The following is a 21,089-nucleotide window of genomic DNA, read 5'->3' as shown; positions in this document are numbered from 1 at the left end:
GGCTCAGCCCTGCTGTTCCAGCCCGCGCAGCGTGTCCACCAGGGCCTGCATGCGTTGGTGATGTGTGCCGGGCCAGAAGACGCGCTGGCAGCCGGGGCACTGGTGGAAGTGGGTGTGGCGTTCGGTGACGCCTTCGGGGACGCGGCCCTGCACTTCGTCCGGGGTCGCCGTGGACAGCTGCGCGTTGCAGGCCATGCAGCGGGAGAAGGGGCGCATGCGGGAGGTCAGCCGGTAGCGGCGCACCACCTCCACCAGCTGATCCGCGGGATCCGTGGCGCGCGGGTAGTAGCCGTGCTCCACCTCCGAACGCTTGAGGACTCCCAGGTCCCTCGTGAGCAGCACCCGCGTCTCGTCGTGCGACAGGCGCGCCAGGTGGTCGTCCGCGAAGTCGTTGCGCCACAGGGTGTCGAAGCCGAGCATCCGCAGGAACCCCGACAGCCGCCCCAGGCCCACGTCCAACACGAAGCGCGGCATGTCCGGGAGCGGCGGTCCCACGCGGGCCTCCGGCGACACCTGCGGCGCCTCGAACGTGGGGTAGACGTCGAGCCGCGTGTCCGCCTGCGCCCGGTGCGCGAAGCCCACCGGCACGTCGTCCACCAGCACCACGTCCACCTCCGGGTGCGGCGGCCCCAACGACTCGATGAGGTCCTTCACCGACGGACTGCCCTGCAGCACGTGAGTGAACGCCTGTCCCCGGCGCTCCGGAGCGAGGAAGTCATTCAGTGCGCCGTGGAACCGCACCGTCAGCTGCCGTGGTGACATCCTGGACTCCTCACGTCGTGCTGCGTCGTGGTCGGGTTCTCGGCTTCTGTGAATGGGAGAGGAAGCAACCTCACGGTCTGTCGGAGGACAGCAGGCTTGGAAACTTCTATAATCGCGCGCCAGTCGGCGCGCCGAAGCCGACAGGTCACCCCCTCGTCCCCCTCGGAAGCAAGGATTCAGGTCCACGTATGTCCATGAGGCTCCCCCCCTTTCTCCGCGCGTTCGTGGCGCTCGGTGTCCTGGTGCTCGCCTGCGGCCCGGATGAATCGCCCACGCCGCCTCCGGGGCCTGGGACGTCCGCGGATGCCGGGTCCCAGGGCGACGCGGGCACGGACGCGGGGGCCTGGACCTCGTGTGATCCGGCGTCCGCGCTTGACGCGGGCACGTGCGGGACGAGCGCCTCCTGCGTCTCCACGGAGATCCCCAAAGGGGACTTCTGCGCGGACATCTGCAGCGACCTGACCCCCTGCAAGCAGCCGAACACCTTCTGCTGTGTGGCCCACCCGAACCAGGACGTGGGCTATTGCCTGTCCGTCGAGGAGTGTCAGCGACGCGCGGATGCCGGCACGGGCGACGCGGGCCCTTCCCCCGACGCGGGCCCCTTCGACAGCGTCGATGCAGGCAGCACGGTGGACGCGGGCTCCGAGGTCGACGCGGGCTCCTCCATCGACGCGGGCTCCGAAGCAGACGCGGGCTCCGAGGTCGACGCGGGCTCCCCCGTCGACGCGGGCACTCCGGATGCGGGCTCGGACTCGGATGCTGGCTACACGCAGCTCCGCATCATGGCGGCCAACATCACCAGCGGGAACTTGCAGTCCTACGATCCAGGGCACGGCCTTCGGTTGATGCAGGGCGTGAAGCCCGACGTCGTGCTCATCCAGGAGTTCAACTACAAGTCGAACTCCGTGGCGGACATCCGCGACATGGTGGACACGACCTTCGGCACGGACTTCTCGTACTACCGCGAGGGCGGGGCGCAGATCCCCAACGGCATCATCAGCCGCTTCCCCATCATCGAGTCGGGTGAGTGGAAGGACCCCAAGGTGTCCAACCGCGACTTCGCCTGGGCGCGCATCGACATCCCGGGGCCGCATGACCTCTGGGCCGTCAGCGTGCACCTGCTCACCAGCAACGGCACCGACCGCAACGCCGAGGCCGGAAGCCTGGTGACCTTCATCAAGGGCAAGTTCTCCCAGGACGGCGTCCCGGCCAGCGACTACCTGACCATCGGCGGCGACTTCAACACCGACACCCGCTCCGAGTCCTGCCTCACCACCTTCAAGCAGGTGGTGACCACCGTCGGGCCGCACCCTGTCGACAAGAACGGCAAGGACGGCACCAACGCGGGCCGCACCAAGCCCTATGACCACGTGCTCGTGGACGACGACCTGTACCAGTACCGGGTGCCTACCGTGATTGGCGCCAGCAGCTTCGCCAACGGCCTTGTCCTGGACAGCCGCGTCTACACGCCCATCTCGGAGATCTCCCCCGCGCAGTCGAGCGACAGCAGCGCCTCCAACATGCAGCACATGGGCGTCGTGAAGACGTTCCTCACGCCCAACTTCTAGCGGGCGCACGCGACCGCGGCCGGGTGCCTCACGGTGCCCGGCCGGGCCCGCGCCTTCAGAAGCTCCACTTGTGCTTGTTCCGCTCCAGGAAGCGGGACACCGGCGGGATGCGCGCGATGAGCGGCGTGAGCACGAACACCGCCGCCAGCCGCAGCGGCCTCACCACCTGCGATGCCACGTAGGCCGCGCCCCACGCGCCCGCCTGCGCCCCGGTGCCCTGGGGCTGGAAGCCGGCTCGGATGGCCATCCAGAAGCCCACGATGACCAGGCCGAAGATGACGTAGTTCACCGCGATGGCCAGCGGGCCGTAGTCCACCAGCAGCGCCTTGAAGCGCGCCAGCAGCGAAGGCTTCGCCGCCGGGGTTGTGGTCTCGGGTGGGGCAATGTCGGGGGTGGAAGGTTTCACGTCCGGCTCAACAGGCGCCATGGGCGCACCATGCCCGAAACCCCGGGCCTTCGGGAGTCCGGAGGCAGGCGGGCCGGCGGGCGTCAGGGGGGCTGGGTTGTCAGGGCTCCCGGGGGCAGGATAGAGGTCGGACACCGCATGAAAGCCTCCCTCCGCCTCCTCCTCGTGGTGGTCCTCGCCGTGCTGGCGGCGGATCAGGTGACCAAGTACCTGGCCGTGTCGCGGCTGACGGAGGCCCTGGACGGCCGCGACGGCCTGTCGCGCGTCGCGGGCTTCATGCAGGAGCGCAACCTGGACAACGACCCTCCGGCGGAGGGCATGTTCCGGCGCAACACGCGGCCGTACCGCTTCATCGAGGACTACTGGCACTTCCGCTACGTGGAGAACCCGGGCGCGGCGTGGGGCATGTTCTCCAACCTGCCGGACCCGGTGCGCAAGGCGTTCTTCCACGTGGTGAGCCTGGCGGCGCTGGGGTTCATCCTGGTGCTGTACCGCCGCACGGACGCGTCCCAGAAGTCGGTGCGCGTGGCGCTGGCGCTCATCTCCGGCGGCGCGCTGGGCAACTTCGTGGACCGGCTCATCCGGGGCTACGTCATCGACTTCATCGACTGGCACTGGCGCAACCAGCCGGGCATGCGCTGGCCCACGTTCAACGTGGCGGACGCGGCCATCTGCGTGGGCGTGGCGCTGATGCTGGTGGACTCGTTCCGCGGCCGCCAGCCCGCGCCGGTGTCCGCCCCGTCGCTCACCCAGAGCCCGCATCCGTGACGCGCCGGGGTGGGCTGGTATAAGCCGTCCCCGTGCCGCGCAAATACATCATCCTCCTCGCCCTCACGCTGGGCGTCATCGTGCTCGACCAGTGGACGAAGTACCTGGTGGTGCGCGACCTCACGACCCGCTTTGACGGGGCCTCCACGCTGTCCGAACGCCTGGGCGCGATGTACTCGCCCGCGGAGGCCCCCGGCCGCTACGGCCTGCACTTCCAGCCGCGCACGCACGTGGAGGTGGTGGAGGACTTCTTCCGCCTCCGCTACGCGGAGAACCCGGGCGCCGCGTGGGGCATGTTCCGCGACCTGCCGCCCCACCTGCGCGGCCCGCTCTTCCACCTGGTGAGCCTGGGCGCGGTGTTCCTCATCGTCTTCTACTTCCGGAAGCTGTCCGGCAAGGACCCCGCGGAGGTGTGGGCGCTGTGGGGCCTGCCGCTGGTGCTGGGCGGCGCGCTGGGCAACTACATCGACCGGGTGGCGCGGGCCTTCGTCATCGATTTCCTGGAGGCCCACTGGTACGACAAGGCGGCCTGGCCGTCCTTCAACGTCGCGGACGCGGCCATCTGCATCGGCGTGGGCATGCTCGTGGTGGACGCCTTCGTCCGCAAGGAGAAGCCGGCCTCCTCGCCCGCCAGCGCCTGAGTCCGGGCCGGCCGGGAATGTCCCGCCCGGCCGCCCTGGTTGTCCCCGCCGTTTCCCGGCCGAGGTCGTCCCCATGCTGCCTGTCCTGTTCCGCGTCGCCTTCACCAGCCTCTGGATGCAGCTCCTGCTGTACGCCGTGGCGGTGGGGGTGGTGTCCTCCATCGCCGTCAACGGCTGGCGCGGCGCGATGGGGCCGGTGGATCCGAAGTCCGGCAAGGCCGGGCCCGCGTCGCTCCAGGACAAGCTGCAGCGCGCGGGGAGCCTCACCCTGGTGGGCGCGGTGCTGGCGTACTTCGGCCTGAAGTACATGCTGCCCGAAGACGCCTTCCCCGGAGGCAAGGGCGAGGGCCTCCCGGTGCACACCTACGGCGTGCTCCTGGCCACGGGCTTCATCTGCGCGGCGACGGTCGCGGGCCGGCTCGCGCAGGACGAGTGGCGCCGGGTGACCTTCGTGGAGGGCCAGGGCTTCGTGGACACGGAGGGGCCGAAGCGGCGCGAGCAGCTCGTCGACCTGGCGTTCTGGGTGCTCATCGGCGGCCTCGTGGGCAGCCGCGTGCTGTTCGTGATGGTGAACTGGCAGGACTACGCGCGCGACTGGACCCAGGTGTTCTCGCTGGGCGGCGGGCTGGTGTTCTACGGCGGCCTCATCGGCGCGGGGCTGGCGGCGTACCTCTTCGCGCGCAAGCACGACATGGACTTCCTGCGGCTGGCGGACGTGTGCATCCCCACCGTGTCGCTGGGCCAGTGCCTGGGGCGCCTGGGCTGCTTCTCCGCCGGCTGCTGCTGGGGGGACATGGCGGGCAGCCACTCGCACACCGGGGTGATGTTCCCGGGCTCCGGCGTGGTGAAGGACCTGTTCGGCCAGTGGGGGCGCGCGCCCAGCCTGGCGTACGGGTCGCAGGCGGAGGACTCCCGCTTCGTCATCGAGGCGACAGGGCAGGTGCTCCACGAGGCGGCGCCGGGCGCGGTGCGCATCTCCGACTGGGTGGCCCTGCACGGCACCACGCTGCCGGTGTACCCCACGCAGCTCTTCGAGTCCGTGGGGCAGCTGGTGCTCTTCGTCGCGCTGCTGTACGCGCGCCGCTTCCGCCGCTTCCACGGGCACATCTTCGCCCTCTGGCTGATGGCCTACGCCGTCCTGCGCACCACGGTGGAGCTGTTCCGGGGGGACCTGGAGCGCGGCACCCTGCACGGCCTGCTGGAGTCGCTGGGGGCCCAGGGGCTGGCCGGGGCGGTGCCCCTGGAGGCCTGGTACAACGTGTCCACCAGCCAGTTCATCTCCCTGTGCATGTTCACCTTTGGTGCGGTGCTGCTGGGGCGCCACCGGCCGGTGGGTGAGGCGCCAGGCCTGGGACCGACCCCGTCGGCGGCCTGAGGTTGCGAGCCGCGCCCGGGTTGAGGACACTCCAGGGACATGCCGCCGCCCGACAACGCCCGCCCCGCCGCCAAAGGTGGGGCCCGGCCCGCGCAGGATGCCAGCTCTTCCAGCGAAGCCGCCCTCCACGAGTGTGAGGCGCTGGAGTCGGAGATCGCGGAGCTGCGCCACACCTATGAGCAGTACTTCCTGGGCATGGAGCGGCAGGCGCCCATCCGCGCGCACGAGGATTTGAAGAAGCGGATGCTGAAGCTCAAGAGCGCCTTCGTGCGCAGCACGTCGGTGAAGTTCCGCGTGCAGAGCCTCCACAACAAGTTCCTCACGTACGAGCGGCTGTGGATGCGGACGATCCAGGAGATCGAAGCCGGCACCTACCACCGCGACCTGGCCAAGGCCCGCCGCCGCTCCCAGGCCCAGAAGAAGCCCGAGGCGTCGGGTGAGCGCCGCCAGGACGTGGTGGAGCTGCCGGAGGAGATCTCCGACATGGAGATCGAGGAGATTGAAGAGCTGACGGGCCGGCGCCCCATCAACGAGCCCAAGGTCCCTGCCCGTCCGGTGAACGAGCCCGCCGTGGCGGCTGCTCCGGGCACGCCGTTCCGGGGCACGCCCGCGGTGGCCGGCGCGACGAAGCTGCCCGCGGTGCCGGCCGTCGCCGTCGGGAGTACGCCCGCCGCGGGGCGTCCCGCCGTGCCTCCGGGCATGGCCACGAAGTCCGCCGCTCCGGGCATCCCGGCGGTCACCGCTCCGCTGGGAAGCCCCGCCGCACGTCCCGCGGCGGCGGCCCCGAACGCACCGCGTCCCGCCGCGGCCAGTCCCGGCGCCGGCATGTCCGACGACAAGCTGCGCGCGGTCTACGACGCCTACGTCACCGCGAAGCGCCGCTGCCAGGAGGACACGTCCAAGCTGTCCTACGAGTCGGTGGCGGCCACGCTGCGCAAGCAGGTGCCGGAGCTGCTCAAGCAGCACAACGCGAAGGCCGTCGAGTTCAAGGTCGTCATCAAGGACGGCAAGGCCTCGCTCAAGGCCGTGCCCAAGTAGGGGACGCGCGATGAACCAGGACCTGGAATCCCTCAAGGCGCGGGTGGCGCGCCTGTCGGTGATGATCTTCGACATCGACGGCACGCTCACCGACGGCCGCATCTTCTGGGTGCCCAACTCCGGCTGGACGCAGATGTACAGCGTGCGCGACGGCATGGGCATCAAGCGGCTGCAGGAGGCGGGCATCGAAGTGGCCGCCATCTCCGGCGGTGACAGCCTCTCCGCGCAGATGCGGATGCAGTCGCTGGGCTTGCGCCACGTGCACTTCGGCAGCAACGACAAGGTGGCGCACTTCGAGAAGCTGCTCGGCATCCTCAACGTGTCCGCCGAGCACTGCGGCTACATGGGCGACGAAGTGGTGGACCTGCCGCTGCTCAACGCGGTGGGCTTCTCCGCCACCGTGCCCGAGGCCCCGGACGAGGTGCGTGCCCAGGTGCACTACGTGGCCCAGCGCGCCGCCGGCTTCGGCGCCGCGCGCGAGGTGTGTGAGTTCATCCTGAAGCACCGCACGCGTGCTGCTCCAGGGCCCTTCTGACGCATCGTCAAACCGGTGGGGCTGGAAAGTTCCCCAAACGTTCGCTGCTGAAAACCTGGTTGCCCCCGCCGTGAGTGCAGGTTGTCGCTCCCGGAGGCCGTCCCTACCTTGCGCTGCCTGACGGTCGGTGGACGGCCCGAGACACCTGGGAGGCGACGGTGGGGATGCGGCGGATGGTGCTCGGACTGACAGCGGTGCTGGGACTCGTCGTCTCCACCGGGTGCGGACAGTCTCCCGAGGACTCCGAAGCGCGGCTCGCGGTGCTGGAGGCCGAGGGCAAGCAGATGGACCAGGCCCTGGACGCGGTGGAAGACCGGCTGATGGGAAGCCAGGGTCGGCTGGCGATGTGGAACGAGCTGGGGCGGCGTCACCAGGAGGTGAGCGCCATCCAGTGCAAGGTGTCCGATGCCCACCTCGCCGCGATGATGAAGCACCTGGACAAGCAGGACCAGAAGGCCCGCACCGTCAAACAGCGCAACTCGATGGCGTCCGTCCTCACGTCCGGCACGGCGCCCTCGCATCGCAATAATTGAGCGCTGCGGGTGACCGCCGCGGGCCCTCTCAGGGCTGACGCGCGGCGCGCTTGCGATAGCGCTTCTCCACTTCGATGATGCCCCGGAGGGTCAAACCCGGCAGCCACCGGCGCAGGCGCCAGAACCAGCGTGCATCCGCCATGGGCAGCACGTGCGGCGCGCCCTGGTCCACCGCCGTGAGCAGCCGCGCGGCCACCCACTCCGGTCCCCACTTCGCACCATCCACCAGCTTCGCGCCCATGCCCTTCATGGCCGGGTCGGAGTAGCGCGCGGCGGCGGCGATGTTCGTGCGGAAGAACGAGGGACACGCCACCGTGACGCCCAGCCCCAGCGGGTGCAGCTCCGCGTAGAGCGTCTCCGACAGCGCGACGACGGCGGCCTTGGTCGTGTTGTAGGCGCCCAGGTGCGGCGCGAACACCAGCCCCGCGAGGGAGGCGATGTTGAGCACGTGTCCGGAGCCCTGCTTGCGCATGCGGGGCACGAAGGCGTGGCAGCCGTGGATGACGCCCCACAGGTTCACGTCCATCACGCGCCGCCACTCCGCGAGCGGCATCTCGCCAATGGCCCCCGCGGCGCCGACGCCCGCGTTGTTGACGAGCAGGTCCACGCCGCCGAACGCTTCGTCCGCGGCGCGCGCGAGCGCTTCCACCGACGCCGCGTCGGTGACGTCGCACGGGTGCACGCGCGCCTCGCCACCCAGCGCGGTGACGCGGCGGGCGGTCTCCGCGGCGGTGGCGGGGTCCATGTCCGACACCAGCACCCTCGCCTGACGGGCGGCCAGGGCTTCACACAGCGCGCGGCCCAGGCCGCTGCCGGCTCCGGTCACCACGGCGCGAGGACGTGAGGGAAGGCTCATGATTTCAAGGCTCCTGGAGGGCAGGGTGGGACGTCATGACGCGACAGGGCTAGCACGGCCGGCGAACCGGTGGCCATGTGCCCCTGGCGCGACCCGTCGGGTTCAGGGCTTGCGGGCGGGCAGACGGGCGCACGATTCGTGACCCCGGGTCGGAAGTTGGCTAGAACCCGGACCGTGCAACGCGCCTGGTTCGGAGCAGTGACGGTCGTGGCGGCCGGGCTCCTGGGATGCAACAACCTGGAGTCCTGCGGCTCCACGTCGGTGGACATCACCCGCACCGACGGGAGCCTCTACCGTTGCGTCACGTCCGAGGACTGCCCCCGGACCTCGCGCGTCTCCGTGTGCGTCACCGACGTCTCCTCCGAGCGTGAGTGCGTGCGCTGCGACGAGACCCGCTGCGTGCGCCTCATCCCGGAGTCGTGCGAATGAGGCCTCAAGCCCGGCGGTGGATGTTCACGCTCGCCGTGGGGGCGCTCGCCGTCACCGGCTGCCGCGACAAGCCGGTGGACCACATGCAGCGCGCGCGCGACGCCATCTTCGAGAAGCGTCCGGACGAAGCGCTGGTGGAGTACCGCAAGGCGTACGACATGCTGCTGCGCGACGAGTCCCCGGAGGCGCTGGTGATGCGCGCCCGGGCCCTCAAGGGCGCCGCGGACGTGTACTGGTTGGAGCAGCGCAAGGTGAAGGAGGCGGTGTCCGTCTACCGCCAGCTCATCCAGCAGTGCCCCGAGTCCCCGGAGGCGCTGGAGGCGCGCATCATCCTCGCGGAGCTGCTGCGGGTGCACTACCGCGACCTGCGCGGCTCCATTGATCAGCTCACCGCCGCGCTGCACCGCAACCCGCCGCAGAGCGCGGAGCTCCAGTACCAGGTGGCCAAGCTCTACTTCGAGCTGGCGGACTATCCGCAGTGCGAGCTGGAGGCGAAGAAGCTCCCGGAGCGCTTCGCCGCGAGCGCCTACGTGGATGACGCCCTCTTCCTCCAGGCGCAGGCGCTGGCCATGGTGGAAGGCAAGCGCCAGGAAGCGCTGCGCACCTACGCGGACCTGCGCGCTCGCTTCCCGGACTCGGAGCTGGCGCCGCACGCCCTCTTCGAGATGGGCAAGCTGCGCGCGGACGCGGGCGACAACGAGAAGGCCATCGAGACCTGGGTGGAGACGCTGAAGACGCACCCGGATCCGACGCTCGTGCAGGACGCCATCGCGCGGGCGCGCCGCCGGCTGGCGAACAACACGCCCGAAGGCATCGGCAAGAAGGAAGTGGCCTTCGACCGCACGAAGCAGGCGCGCACCTCCGTGGAGGCCATGGGTGGCTCCGCCGAGGAAGCCTCCAACGACCGCGGGGACTGACCTCCCGCACGCCCGGGCGCATTCGCGTGCGCCCGCCCTCCTCGCATGCCATGTAACGGCCGGGCCGCGCTCCGTGCGCAAGCCGGGGCCGTGCTCCTTTTCGTGGGAGGAATCACATGAACGTGCTGGTGACAGGGGCCACCGCGGGCGTGGGGCTGGCCGTGGTCCGCCGCTTCGTGAAGGAAGGCGCGCGCGTCATCGCCACCGGGCGCCGGGGCGAGCGGTTGGACGCGCTCAAGGCGGAGCTGGGAGAGCGGGTCCTCCCGGTGGTGCTGGACGTGACGGACCGCGAGGCCGTGCAGAAGGCCTTCGAGTCGCTGCCCGCGGACTTCGCGCAGGTGGACGTGCTGGTGAACAACGCGGGGCTCGCGCTGGGGTTGGATCCGGCGCAGGCGGCGCGGCTGGAGGACTGGGACGTGATGGTGGACACCAACGTCAAGGGCCTCCTGTACTGCACGCGCGCGGCGCTGCCGGGCATGGTGGCGCGCGACCGGGGCCACGTCATCAACCTCGGCTCCGTCGCGGCGGAGTTCCCCTATCCGGGCGGCAACGTGTACGGCGCGACGAAGGCGTTCGTGCACCAGTTCAGCCTCAACCTGCGCGCGGACCTGCACGGCACGTCGGTGCGCGTGACGGACATCGAGCCGGGCATCGTGGGCGGCACGGAGTTCTCCAACGTGCGCTTCCGGGGCGATGACGCCCGCGCCGCGGCGCTGTACGCGAACATGCAGCCGCTCACGCCGGAGGACATCGCGGACACGGTGCACTGGGTGGCCTCGCGCCCCGCGCACGTGAACATCAACGTCATCTCGATGATGCCGGTGGCGCAGTCCTTCGGCCCGCTGCCGGTGAAGCGCCAGGCCTGAGGGCCTTCAGGCCGGCACGGGCAGCACGGCGTCCAGGAGCGGCGCGGGCACCGACGGGTCGTCCGCGTCCGCCACCAGCAGCAGGTGGATGCGTCCGCCCTCCACGCGCACGTCCACGCCCTCCAGCTTGAGCGCCGCGTCCACCGCGTCCAGGTACACCGGGGTGCCATCCGGCGCGAGCACGCCCACCGCGGAGCCCTTCACGGGGCCATCCGCCACGCGGTCCTGGGAGTCCTCGGCGGTGGCGGTGAACACCATCCGTCCATCCGGCAACGCGGAGGCGTCCGTGAAGGACAGCCGGACGCCGTTCGCCTCACCCAGCTCCCACCGGCGCACGGTGCGCACGGCCTCCGGGCCCAGCATGCCTCCGTCCACGCCCACCAGTACGCGGTCCAGGTCCAGGTCCACCAGCGCGTCCACGCCGCCCACGCCGTTGCCCCGGTTGAGCAGCCGCAGCCGCTTGCCCGTCACCGCCGCGCCTTCGACATTGAGCGCCACCAGCTCGCGCTCCAGTTGGACGTACAGCGCCGTGCAGTCCACCGTGCGGGGCGGGCCCGCGAGCGTGCCGTCCGCGCTCAAGGGCAGCACCGAGGCCCGGCGCCGCGCGGGCGTGGACCCCGAGGGCAGCGCGAGCAGCGCGCCGTGCGCGAAGGCCGTGGACGGGCCCAGCCGGCACAGCGCCTCCAGGTCCGGCTTCGCCGCCTTGCGGGCCGCGTGGCCTTCCGGCAGCTCGCCCGGGAAGAGGCGCACGGTGTGGCCCGGCGCGTCCCCGGTGGCGGGGAAGATGGCCAGGTGGAGCGCGTCGTCCGCGACGACGTAGAGCCAGTCGCCCACGCGCACGAGCCCACTGGCGGCGGAGACGTGCGCGGGCTGGCCCGGCGCCGCGGCGAGGGTGAGCGTGCGCCGGAGCGTGGTGACAATCATCGGGCGGACTCCTACAGCAGGCTGCCGCGCAGGAAGAGGCTCGCCGCGGTGAAGTAGATGACGAGTCCGGACACGTCCACCAGCGTGGCCACGAAGGGCGCGGACGCGCTCGCGGGGTCGAAGCCCACGCGCCGCAGGATGAACGGCAGCATGGAGCCGGACAGCGTGCCGAACATCACCACGCCCACCAGCGACACGCCCACGGTGAGGCCGATGACGACCGCGTGGTCCCCGTAGCTGTGGAAGAGCGCCTGCCACACGATGACGCGGACGAAGCCCACGACGCCCAGCACCGTGCCCAGGGCCAGCCCCGTGCCCAATTCTCGCCTTGCGACGCGCCACCAGTCCTTGAGCCGCATCTCCGACAGCGCGAGCGCGCGGATGATGAGCGTGGTGGCCTGGCTGCCGGAGTTGCCGCCGGAGCTGATGATGAGTGGGATGAAGAGGCTCAGGACGACGGCGCGGGCGATCTCATGCTCGAAGTAGCCCATCGCGGTGGCGGTGAGCATCTCGCCCAGGAAGAGCACCATCAGCCAGCCGGCGCGCTTCTTGAGCATGGCGAGGAAGCCGACGTCGAAGTACGGCGCGTCGAGGGCCTCCATACCGCCGACCTTCTGGATGTCCTCCGTGGCCTCCTCCTGCACCACGTCCACGATGTCGTCCACCGTGACGATGCCCTTCATGCGCCGCGCCTCGTCCACCACGGGCATGGCCATGAAGCTGTGTTCGGAGAAGGTGCGGCTGACCGCTTCCTGGTCGGTGTTCTCCGCCACGGTGATGACATCGCGTTGCATGACGTCCGCCACGCGCTTGTCCGGCGCGGCCTGGAAGAGCTGGCGCAGGGACAGCACGCCCTGCAGGCGCTGCTCGGCGTCCAGCACGTAGGCGTAATAGACGGTCTCCACCCGCTCGCGCGCCTGCTTGCGCAGGTAGCCGATGGCCTCGTCGATGCTCATCTCCGGGCGCACGCGGGCGAAGCGCGGGTTCATCAGACCGCCGGCGTCGTCCTCCGCGTACGCGAGCAGGACGTTCACCTCGCGGCGGCTGGCGTCGTCCAGCTGCGACAGGATGGCGTCCACCTGCTCGGGCTCCACCGCCTGGACGAGGTCGGCGAGGTCGTCCGGGGGCAGCAGGCGCACCCAGGTGCGGCGCTCGCCCGGGGGCAGGGTGAGGATGAGCTCGGCCTGCTCGCGCGCGGACAGGCCCAGGAAGAAGTCGTCCACCGCCGCTGGGGGCAGCAGGCGGAAGCCTTCCACGCGCTCGTCCATGGACAGCACGGCCCAGGCCTCGTGAAGCTCATCGGGGGACAACGCGTTCTGGCTCTGGGGACTCTCCACCATGACGACGTGCCTCGGAAAGGGGAGGGTGCGCGCTTGCGATGCGCGGCGCGCCGGCCTCTCTACACCCCCGTCGGGGGCGCGGCGAGCGGAAGGCGCGAAACATCGCCCTGAAACTTCGCCCGCCTGCCTGGTCCGTCCAGCACCCCCCACTGGGAGCCCGGGGCCTTCGCGTCGCGGCCCGGGGCCCTGGGTCCTGTCTGCCTTCTCCGCCTGCCTGGCTTGCGACCCGATTGTTTCAGTGACTGGCGGGGTCGTCCGGCCGGGTGCCGTGGTCCAACTCGTCCTGGTCGAACGCGCCGTCCTCGTCCCGGTCGATGCCGATGCGGCGCTCGGTCCCCCGGGGCACCACGGTGTAGGTCAGCTCGCTGCCGGGGGCGGCCAGCGTGCGCAGGAGCGAGGCGCTCACGGTCTGGGCGGCGCGGTCGGACTGGAAGGTGCCGCCGCCCACGTAGGTGTAGCCCCGGGCCTGTCCGCCCTGCCGGCCCTTCACCACCAGGCCCACCTTGCCCGCGTCCGCCAGGGTGAGGACGGCGCTCAGGCGGGCCAGCTGCGCGGCGGTGGGGCTGGAGGTGGTGAGCGTGAGCTGCTGGCCCACGGCCGCGTGCGTGTCCTGGCTCGCCGGGCCGGGCGGCTCCATGGGGGTGGTGGTGGAGCCCGTGGGCAGCTCCGAACCGGAGAAGGCCAGCATGAAGGCCACCACGTCCGCCAGCTCCTGGTCGCTCTGGAAGGCGAACACGGGCTCGGAGAAGAAGCGCTCCAGGGTGTCCACGCTGCCGTCGTGGATGACGCCGAAGCCGGACGTGCTCCGCGTCTGCGTGAGGTTCATCCCCTTCTCGTAGAGGTTGCGCAGCTGGGGCACCTTCATCGTCACGTTGGTGAAGCCATCCATGGAGACGAGGCCCAGGTGGTGCTCGCCGTTGGGGCCCACCGGGAAGGGCACGTAGCGCGAGCCGTTCCACGACATGTCCGCGCCCAGGCCCGTGGGCAGCGTGTGGCAGGTGGAGCAGGCCGCCAGGTTGTTGTCGAGCAGCCTCGGGGGCCGGAAGAGGTTCAGGCCGCGCACCGCGTTTCCATCCGGCAGGGGCAGGCCCGCGGGGCCGAAGCGGCCGGTGGTGAAGTGGCCGGGGAGGGCCACGCGCGTGGGCAGCGAGTTGTCCAGGTTGCGATAGGGATTGGGCGGGAAGGTGAGCGTGGCGAGGAAGTCCTCGAACTGCTGCATCTCCACCGCGGTGAGCTGCGCGTCGTCGCCGTTGAGGGACTGGAAGGCGGGGTTGAAGGCCTCGATGCCTTCGCGGTCGCCGCGCCAGTGCAGGGGCTCCTTGCCGATGATGTCCTGGAGCGTCTGGGTCGTCATGGGCCCCTTCATCGCGTGCCAGTCCTGGAAGCTCGTGCCGAGGGCGACAAGGCCCATGCCCAGGTTCTGCCCGGTGGGGGACTTCATGTCGCCGGCCGGGTCTCCCAGGTCCCACGCGAGGCCGTCCGTGCGCGCGTCCAGGTGGCAGGACGCGCACGCGATGTGGCCCAGGCCGGAGGTCTTGTGCGTGTCGTACAGGTGCTTGCGGCCCTGCTTGATGGCGAGCGGGGACGGGTCGAAGAAGGGCACGCGCGCCACCTCCAGGTTCGTGGTGGTGTTCACCACGGAGAGGGCGGCGGCGAACTTGTCGAGCACGAACAGGCGCGCGCCGGTGGCGTCCAGGACGACGCCGGTGGGGCCCTCGCCCACGGTGAGCTGGGTGACGCGCGCGCCGGTGGCGTCCACCACCGCGACGGAGTTGGAGCCCATGCCGGTGATGTACGCGCGCGTGCCGGCCGCGTTCCACGCGATGCCGCGCGGGTCGCCGAGCGACAGGTCGCGCACGGCCTGGGGCACGGTGGCGGTGGTGTACGTCAGGTGCGGATTGAGGTCGAAGCGGTTCGGCGCGGTGGGGTTCGCGGGGTCCACGGTCGCGGCCAGGACGCGCAAGAAGCGGCCCTGGAGGTTGGGCTCGAAGCGCACCTCGTTGGTGGCGTCGGTGCCCACCACGGTGATGCGGCCGGAGGTGGGGTGCACGGCGAGCGCCATGTCATGGGCCATCAGGCCGGAGGCGTAGGTGACGCCGAGCGTGGCGGCGTCGATGGAGGCCAGGTCGTTGTCGGGCAGGTCCCAGCCCACGGGGCGTCCGGAGAGGGCCGCGTTGGAGCCGGAGACGAAGGCGGTCCAGTCGCCGCCGTTGTCATCCTTCCAGCGCCCGAGCGCGCCCTTCTTCACGATGAGGCTGACGGGGGGCGGCGTGGGGTTGCCGGGCTTCATGGGCGGCTGGAAGGCGCTGCCCGCGTTGGGGGGCGGGTTGGCGCCGCCGTGGGGGCCCACGCTGTTGCTCACCACGTTGGGAGGAAAGGCGCCGGGGCCCATGGCGTTGCCGCCGCCCAGCACGGTGCTGCGGTTGCCGGACTCGAAGAAGGCCACGTACACGCGGCTGCTGGAGGGATCCACGGCGAGCGCGCGGGGCTCCTCGCCCTGGAGGGGGATGCGCGTGGGCGTGGCGGCGAGCGGGTTGGCGGCATCCATCACCAGCACGGTGTTGGCCTGCGAGCAGGAGACGAAGGCCTTCCGGGGCGTGCCGGCGAAGACGACGTCCGCGGGCTCGTCGTCGGTGGGGACGGTGGCCTTCACGTTGAAGGTGGTGAGGTCCACGATGCTGATGCTGTCGGAGACGTGGTTGACGACCCACGCCTCGGTGTTGCTGCGCGCGCGCACGGACACGGGGTCCAGGCCCACCGGGAGCGAAGCGGTGAGCACCGGGTCGCCGCTCCCGGACACGGTGAAGACGAGCAGCCGGTTGTCAGCGGTGTTGACCGCCAGCAGCCGGGTGCCGTCAGGCGTCAGCTCCAGCGGGTGGACGTGCGGGTGCTCCCAGTTGACGAACGTGCCGCCGGTCTGCGCGAGCGCGGAGCCGGACGACACGAGACATGGCAGCAGCGCCGCCATGGCCAGACGGATGACACGCATGGACTCTCCACTTCTTCTCGGGGACGACGGGGGACACCGGGGCGTCCCCCGTCGAACCCGGAGCCCCGCGGAAGGTTGCGGGGCTTTTTCCGGAAAAGCGGAGAAGGGTGCGGGTCAGGCGGCCTTCTGCTGGATGAGCTCGACCTTGTAGCCGTCCGGGTCTTCGACGAAGGCGATGACGGTGGTGCCGTGCTTCATGGGGCCGGGTTCGCGGACGACCTTGCCGCCGGCCTGGCGGATGGCGTTGGCGGTGGCGTGGATGTCGCTGACGCCCAGGGCGATGTGGCCGTAGGCGGTGCCTGGCTCGTACTTCGCCGTGTCCCAGTTGTGGGTGAGCTCCAGCGCGGGGTGGGCGTCCTCGGGGCCGTAGCCGACGAAGGCAAGGGTGAACCGCCCCTCCGGGTAGTCGTGCCGGCGCAGCAGCGTCATGCCGAGGACGCGGGTGTAGAAGTCGAGCGACTTCTCCAGGTCGCCGACGCGGAGCATGGTGTGGAGGATTCGCATGCGGAGGGTCATAGCCGCAGGGCCGCGAGCTCGGCCAGCAACAGCTTCACGGCGCCGCTGGCGCGTCGGGCGGAGTGATCAGGATCGACACCTGGGGAGGCCACGAAGCGGGCGTACTTTCGCGCGCCCGCCGCGTCGAGGTCCTCGAACTCCTGTGCCAGCGCGACCAGGGCTTGTTGGAAGTCCGGGTCGTCGTGGATGGGGCTTGCCTGGATGACGGGTGCGAGCCCGGCCTGACCTCCGGGCCACGATTCGATGAGCCAGACGATGTCGTAGGCGTCCTTGTTCTTGGGGCGCTTCCGTAGCGCGTCCACCTTGGCCGCGAGGTAGGCGGCGGGCCCCGCGACCCTGAGCCGCTGACGTGTCCTGCCTCCTCCTCCGGGCAGAACGACGACGACCTCCTTCTCCAGGAAGTCCCGGTCGATGAGCCTGCCGGCGGCCAGGACCAACGCGGAGAGCCTTCCTCCCACCACGCCACCGGGCCGGTACAACCTGCCGGCCTCACGTCCCGGGGCGAGCGCGCAGAAGAACTCCACCGTGAGCGGGTGCGTGACGCCTCCCTTCCAGCGCCAGCTGGAATGGGAGTCCATGGTGAAGCCCGCCGCCTTCAAGGTGCGCTCCAGTCGCTCGTAGTGGCCCACCTCGCCCTCCACGAGTGCGACGCGCAGACAGAGGTCGAGATCCTGCGTGCCGATGTGCGGCTCGATGCCGGACTCGGGCTCCGGCACGAGCAGGGAGGGGACGAGGCCGCCGATGATGACGACGTGCGCGCCCGCGAAGCCGAACGCACGGACGACGTGCACGGCCTCCGCCAGCAGCGCGGACCGGACCGAAGGGTCGTACTCGCCCAGATGTCTGCCCTCAGTAGCCAAGGACCTCCTCGCGGAACCGCTGCGCGATGTCCTCGCCCCGCCGCTCGGAGCGGGCATCCAGGTAGATGCGGACCGGTGGCGCGACGAGGATGCCGTCCTGGTGGGTGGCCGACTGGCAGCCGACCCTGCCCGTATCCTGCAACAGCGTGAGGTTCGCTCCGCGCTCGGTCACCTCCGCGCCCAGGGCCTCTGCCGCCTGACTCAAGGGCACCTCGGGCGAGATGCGGACGCGCGACAGGGGGACGCTCGTGGGGCCAATGCCAAACACGCTGGCGGCGGCGGCGCCCGTGAGTGCGTGAGGAATGCCTGCCTTGCTCAGTTTCGTGCTGGAGTGCAACCAGAGGTCCTCGGGACGGCGTGCATAGAGGGCCACTTGCAAGGACCGCTCCCTGCGCGTGGCGCTGGTCTGTGTCTGGAGCCAGTCGAGTAGCTCGGTGCGCTCGCGGACGGTGCGTCGTTTCGCGGGACCCCTGCCGCTGGTCCGAACCAGCCCCACCTCCTCGAGCCGGGTGAGGACCCTGTGCGTCTGTCCCACGGAGAGGGCGGCGCGCTCGGCCAGTTGGGAAACCGAGACGGGGGCCTGTTCCCCGAGCAGGGTCTGGATGGCCCGGACACCGTGAACGCCCAGGGTGCCCTGTCCAGGCTGCTTCACGTTTGGTGCCGAGCGTCCCCCGCCCAGGTGGATGAAGACGCCCGGCGCGACCAGATGAAGGTGCCCGCTCGCGTCCAGGTAGCTCGCATCCCGTGCTTCCAGCGCCTCGCGGATGCGCTGGCTGAGAAACGCGCCCACGAGCAGGGGGATCGCAGGGCCCGCGTCCTTCGCGATCGCGCCCAGGTTCAACAAGGCCGGGAGCTGGTCGGCGCTGAGTTTCGAGGGGGCCTCCAGCAGCCGGAGGCGGACCTCTCGCTCCCCCATCCGGAGCACGGGCCGTGTGGCACTGCGCACCTGGAGCCAGGGTTGAGGGGGCAGCCAGGGAATCAGCCGCGCGGGCAGATGGAACACGGCAGGCATTTTCGCTCCCAGGGCTTCTTCATTTAACAGTGAAGGACGCTTGTAGACGAAAATGCTGAATGGAGGGCCAGGGAAATGGCGTCCTCGGATGGGGCGGTCCGTCGCCGTGCGGGCAGGCATCCGCCGCGGGGTGGAAAGGCGACACCGGGGGGCCACGCGGGGCAGGGAGCGGCGCCCGGCGCGTGCTATGGAACCCGGCATGAAACACGCTCAAAGCCAGGCCCTCTTCGCCCGTGCGCAGTCGCGCATCCCGGGTGGCGTGAACTCTCCCGTGCGCGCCTTCCGTGGCGTGGGTGGCGACCCCGTCTTCTTCCGCGAAGGCTCCGGCGCGTGGCTCACCGACGTGGACGGCAACCGCTACGTGGACCTCGTGGGCAGCTGGGGCCCGCTCATCCTCGGGCACGCGTATCCGCCCATCATCGAAGCCATCCTGGAGGCCGCGCGGCGCGGCACCACCTTCGGCGCGCCCACGGCCGCGGAGGTGGAGTTCGCGGAGCTGCTCTGCGCCACGGTGCCTTCGGTGGAGAAGGTGCGCCTGGTCTCCAGCGGCACGGAGGCCACCGTGGCCGCCGTCCGCGTGGCGCGGGGCTTCACCGGCCGCGAGCACATCCTCAAGTTCGAGGGCTGCTTCCACGGCGCGGGGGACCCGTTCCTCGTGAAGGCCGGCAGCGGCGTGGAGACGCTGGGCCTGCCGGACTCGCCGGGCGTGCCGGCGGCGCTGGCGGCGCTGACGCTCACCGCGCCCTTCAACGACCTGGCCGCGGTGGAGCGCATCTTCGAGGAGCAGGGCAAGGACATCGCCTGCGCCATCATCGAGCCGGTGGTGGGCAACATGGGCGTGCTGGTGCCCCGTCCCGGCTACCTCGAAGGGTTGCAGGCGCTCTGCCAGAAGTACGGCGTGCTCTTCGTGCTGGATGAGGTGATGACGGGCTTCCGGCTGGCGCGCGGCGGCGCGCAGGAGCTGTACAAGCTCAAGCCGGACCTCACCACGATGGCGAAGGTGGTGGGCGGCGGCCTGCCGCTGGGCGCGTACGGCGGCCGGCGCGACATCATGTCCAAGGTGGCGCCGGAGGGGCCCGTGTACCAGTCCGGCACGCTGTCCGGGAACCCGGTGGCGGTGGCGGCGGGCATGGCGTGCCTGAAGGCGCTCGCGGCGCCGGGGACGTACTCGCGGCTGGAGCAGCTGGGCCTGCTGCTGGAGGAGGGCTTCCGCGCGGAGGCGAAGGCGGCGGGCGTGCCGGTGACGGTGAACCGCGTGGGCAGCATGCTCACGGTGTTCTTCACGGCGGAGCCGGTGTTCGACTACGCGTCCGCGAAGAAGGCGGACACGGCGAAGTTCGGGCGCTTCTTCCACGCGATGCTGCACGAAGGCGTGTACCTGCCGCCCAGCCAGTTCGAGGCGGCGTTCGTGTCGCTGGCCATCGGCGAGCCGGAGGTGGCGCACGTGCTCGCCGCGGCCCGCAAGGCGTTCCGCGCGCTTGGCGACGCCCGTTGAGCCCGAGCCCCTGAAGGGGCCGCTGCGCTTCGGTCCCTACACGCTCGTGCGCCGCATTGGCGCGGGCGGGATGGGGGAGGTCTTCCTCGCGCGCGAGGAGGGCGTGCACCGCGCCGTGGTGGTGAAGAAGGTGCTGCCGGGGCTCCTGGAGAACCGGCAGTTCGTGGGGCGCTTCCGCGACGAGGCGCGCGTGGTGGTGCGGCTGACGCACCCGAACATCGCGCGCGTGTACGCGATGGGCGAGGTGGACGGGCAGCTCTTCCTCGCCATGGAGTACGTGCAGGGCAAGACGCTCAGCCGGCTGGCGTACCGGCTGCGGCAGCGCCAGCGGATGATGCCCCTGGGGCCGCTGCTCCAGTTGGGGCAGCGGCTGTGCGAGGGCCTCCAGTACGCGCACGACGCGACGGACGAGCAGGGGCACCCGCTGCACCTGGTGCACCGCGACCTGTCCCCCGCGAACGTGTGCGTGAGCTACGCGGGCGAGGTGAAGATCATCGACTTCGGCGCGGCGCAGTCCACGCTGAAGGAGCAGCAGACCGCGCCGCGCGTGGTGATTGGCAACCTCACGTACATGGCGCCGGAGCAGGCCCGCAAGCGCACGGTGGACCGGCGCGCGGACGTGTACGCGGCGGGCGTGGTGCTGTGGGAGATGTTCGCGTGGAAGCCGCTGTCCCAGCGGGGGGATCCGCTGGAGCGCTGGCGGCGCGCGGCGTATCCGCAGTGGGAGCCGGCGGGGCGCTACCGGGCGGACCTGCCGCGCGCGGTGGACGCGTTCCTGGTGCGCGCGCTGGCGGCCGAACCGAATGACCGGTTCCCTTCCGCGGCGGCGATGGGCGAGGCGCTGGCGGCGCTGAAGGAGAAGCTGACGCCGGGCGTGACGGATCAGGACCTGGTGCGGCTGATGTCCGCGGCCTTCCCGCGCGAGAAGGTCGTCGAGCAGCAGATGGTGGACAACCTGTTGCGCGAGCAGCCGGAGCGCGTGAGCACGCGCCAGGAGTTCCCGTCAGTGCGCGCGCCCCAGGAGCCAGCGCTGGATGAAGCGGAGGCGCTCCAGGCGCAGGAGGACATCGCGACGGAGACGCTGGACGCGGCGAAGTTGCGTCAGGCGGCGAGCGCGGTCACGGAGGAGCGCGGGTTTCGCAAGGCGCCGCCGGTGCGGCTGCACAACCAGGAAGTGACGAAGGATGCCTGGGTGCCGGTCCTGGGCGGGGAGGGGGCCACCGCGCCGGAACGGTCATCGCATGGGGCCTGGACTCCGG

At 70.9% G+C, this 21,089-nt stretch carries 21 protein-coding genes; 12 read left to right on the top strand and 9 right to left on the bottom strand.

Features of this window, described 5'->3' with window-relative positions; translation table 11 throughout:
* Window positions 1–3: 3 nt before the first annotated feature.
* Complete coding sequence (locus tag D7V97_RS13630) at window positions 4–762, bottom strand: Mut7-C RNAse domain-containing protein (RefSeq protein WP_120611058.1); 759 nt, start codon at window positions 760–762, stop codon at window positions 4–6.
* A 194-nt stretch (window positions 763–956) separates the two neighbouring features.
* On the opposite strand from D7V97_RS13630, the gene D7V97_RS13625 reads away from it, so the two are divergent.
* Window positions 957–2,330 (top strand): endonuclease/exonuclease/phosphatase family protein, encoded by a 1,374-nt coding sequence (locus tag D7V97_RS13625; protein ID WP_233582756.1) that lies wholly within the window; start codon window positions 957–959, stop codon window positions 2,328–2,330.
* A 55-nt stretch (window positions 2,331–2,385) separates the two neighbouring features.
* Here the strand turns inward: D7V97_RS13625 and D7V97_RS13620 are convergent, their stop codons facing one another.
* Window positions 2,386–2,736: a hypothetical protein gene (locus D7V97_RS13620; RefSeq protein WP_233582754.1), complete on the bottom strand. Its 351-nt coding sequence runs from the start codon at window positions 2,734–2,736 to the stop codon at window positions 2,386–2,388.
* Window positions 2,737–2,874: 138 nt separating this feature from the next.
* Between D7V97_RS13620 and lspA (D7V97_RS13615) the strand changes: the two genes are divergently transcribed.
* The 6 genes from lspA (D7V97_RS13615) (at window position 2,875) to D7V97_RS13590 (ending at window position 7,626) form a co-directional block, all read left to right on the top strand.
* The gene (gene lspA / locus D7V97_RS13615) at window positions 2,875–3,504 is read left to right on the top strand and encodes a signal peptidase II (RefSeq protein ID WP_120611055.1); all 630 of its coding nucleotides are present in this window, start codon (window positions 2,875–2,877) and stop codon (window positions 3,502–3,504) included.
* 32 nt (window positions 3,505–3,536) lie between these two features.
* Complete coding sequence (lspA, locus tag D7V97_RS13610) at window positions 3,537–4,145, top strand: signal peptidase II (RefSeq protein WP_120611054.1); 609 nt, start codon at window positions 3,537–3,539, stop codon at window positions 4,143–4,145.
* A gap of 73 nt (window positions 4,146–4,218) precedes the next feature.
* A complete protein-coding gene (locus tag D7V97_RS13605) occupies window positions 4,219–5,520 on the top strand; it encodes a prolipoprotein diacylglyceryl transferase (RefSeq protein WP_120611053.1) in 1,302 nt (433 codons plus the stop codon).
* A 39-nt stretch (window positions 5,521–5,559) separates the two neighbouring features.
* Window positions 5,560–6,558, top strand: a complete 999-nt coding sequence (locus D7V97_RS13600) for an MXAN_5187 C-terminal domain-containing protein (protein WP_120611052.1) — start codon at window positions 5,560–5,562, stop codon at window positions 6,556–6,558.
* Window positions 6,559–6,568: 10 nt separating this feature from the next.
* Window positions 6,569–7,093 carry an HAD family hydrolase gene (locus D7V97_RS13595; RefSeq protein WP_120611051.1) on the top strand — a complete coding sequence of 175 codons (525 nt, stop codon included), beginning with the start codon at window positions 6,569–6,571 and terminating at the stop codon, window positions 7,091–7,093.
* Window positions 7,094–7,266: 173 nt separating this feature from the next.
* Window positions 7,267–7,626: a hypothetical protein gene (locus D7V97_RS13590; RefSeq protein ID WP_233582752.1), complete on the top strand. Its 360-nt coding sequence runs from the start codon at window positions 7,267–7,269 to the stop codon at window positions 7,624–7,626.
* A gap of 28 nt (window positions 7,627–7,654) precedes the next feature.
* Here D7V97_RS13590 and D7V97_RS13585 read toward each other — a convergent pair whose 3' ends face one another.
* Window positions 7,655–8,482, bottom strand: a complete 828-nt coding sequence (locus D7V97_RS13585) for an SDR family NAD(P)-dependent oxidoreductase (RefSeq protein ID WP_120611049.1) — start codon at window positions 8,480–8,482, stop codon at window positions 7,655–7,657.
* Window positions 8,483–8,656: 174 nt separating this feature from the next.
* Here D7V97_RS13585 and D7V97_RS13580 point away from each other — a divergent pair, with 174 nt between their 5' ends.
* The 3 genes from D7V97_RS13580 to D7V97_RS13570 all read left to right on the top strand — a co-directional run bounded on the left by D7V97_RS13580 (window position 8,657) and on the right by D7V97_RS13570 (window position 10,694).
* Entirely contained in the window at window positions 8,657–8,911 is a 255-nt protein-coding gene (locus D7V97_RS13580) for a hypothetical protein (RefSeq protein ID WP_120611048.1), read from the top strand.
* Window positions 8,908–9,828 (top strand): tetratricopeptide repeat protein, encoded by a 921-nt coding sequence (locus D7V97_RS13575; protein WP_233582750.1) that lies wholly within the window; start codon window positions 8,908–8,910, stop codon window positions 9,826–9,828. The genes D7V97_RS13580 and D7V97_RS13575 overlap by 4 nt, the downstream gene beginning before the upstream one ends.
* A 116-nt stretch (window positions 9,829–9,944) precedes the next feature.
* Window positions 9,945–10,694 (top strand): SDR family NAD(P)-dependent oxidoreductase, encoded by a 750-nt coding sequence (locus D7V97_RS13570; RefSeq protein WP_120611046.1) that lies wholly within the window; start codon window positions 9,945–9,947, stop codon window positions 10,692–10,694.
* A gap of 6 nt (window positions 10,695–10,700) precedes the next feature.
* Here the strand turns inward: D7V97_RS13570 and D7V97_RS13565 are convergent, their stop codons facing one another.
* From D7V97_RS13565 to D7V97_RS13540, 6 genes are all read right to left on the bottom strand, one after another.
* Window positions 10,701–11,618: a hypothetical protein gene (locus tag D7V97_RS13565; protein WP_120611045.1), complete on the bottom strand. Its 918-nt coding sequence runs from the start codon at window positions 11,616–11,618 to the stop codon at window positions 10,701–10,703.
* 11 nt (window positions 11,619–11,629) lie between these two features.
* A complete protein-coding gene (gene mgtE / locus D7V97_RS13560) occupies window positions 11,630–12,958 on the bottom strand; it encodes a magnesium transporter (protein WP_120611044.1) in 1,329 nt (442 codons plus the stop codon).
* 235 nt (window positions 12,959–13,193) lie between these two features.
* Window positions 13,194–15,947, bottom strand: coding sequence for a beta-propeller fold lactonase family protein (locus D7V97_RS13555; RefSeq protein ID WP_120611043.1), 2,754 nt, complete (start codon window positions 15,945–15,947; stop codon window positions 13,194–13,196).
* Between the two features lie 114 nt (window positions 15,948–16,061).
* Window positions 16,062–16,451: a lactoylglutathione lyase gene (gloA, locus tag D7V97_RS13550; RefSeq protein WP_120611065.1), complete on the bottom strand. Its 390-nt coding sequence runs from the start codon at window positions 16,449–16,451 to the stop codon at window positions 16,062–16,064.
* An 8-nt stretch (window positions 16,452–16,459) separates the two neighbouring features.
* Complete coding sequence (locus D7V97_RS13545) at window positions 16,460–17,323, bottom strand: nucleotidyl transferase AbiEii/AbiGii toxin family protein (RefSeq protein WP_158623357.1); 864 nt, start codon at window positions 17,321–17,323, stop codon at window positions 16,460–16,462.
* Window positions 17,313–18,335 carry a helix-turn-helix domain-containing protein gene (locus tag D7V97_RS13540; protein ID WP_120611041.1) on the bottom strand — a complete coding sequence of 341 codons (1,023 nt, stop codon included), beginning with the start codon at window positions 18,333–18,335 and terminating at the stop codon, window positions 17,313–17,315. The genes D7V97_RS13545 and D7V97_RS13540 overlap by 11 nt, the downstream gene beginning before the upstream one ends.
* Window positions 18,336–18,534: 199 nt before the next feature.
* Between D7V97_RS13540 and hemL the strand changes: the two genes are divergently transcribed.
* On the top strand, window positions 18,535–19,830 hold the full coding sequence (gene hemL / locus D7V97_RS13535; RefSeq protein WP_120611040.1) for a glutamate-1-semialdehyde 2,1-aminomutase: 1,296 nt from the start codon (window positions 18,535–18,537) through the stop codon (window positions 19,828–19,830).
* The coding region (locus D7V97_RS13530; RefSeq protein ID WP_147444806.1) for a serine/threonine-protein kinase at window positions 19,814–21,089 on the top strand (1,276 nt) is incomplete at its 3' end. The genes hemL and D7V97_RS13530, both read left to right, overlap by 17 nt.

The organism is Corallococcus sp. CA053C (assembly GCF_003611675.1).
Taxonomy (GTDB): Bacteria; Myxococcota; Myxococcia; order Myxococcales; family Myxococcaceae; genus Corallococcus.
Note: the sequence above shows the minus strand (reverse complement) of the source record. Positions and strands in the feature narration are given on the sequence as shown.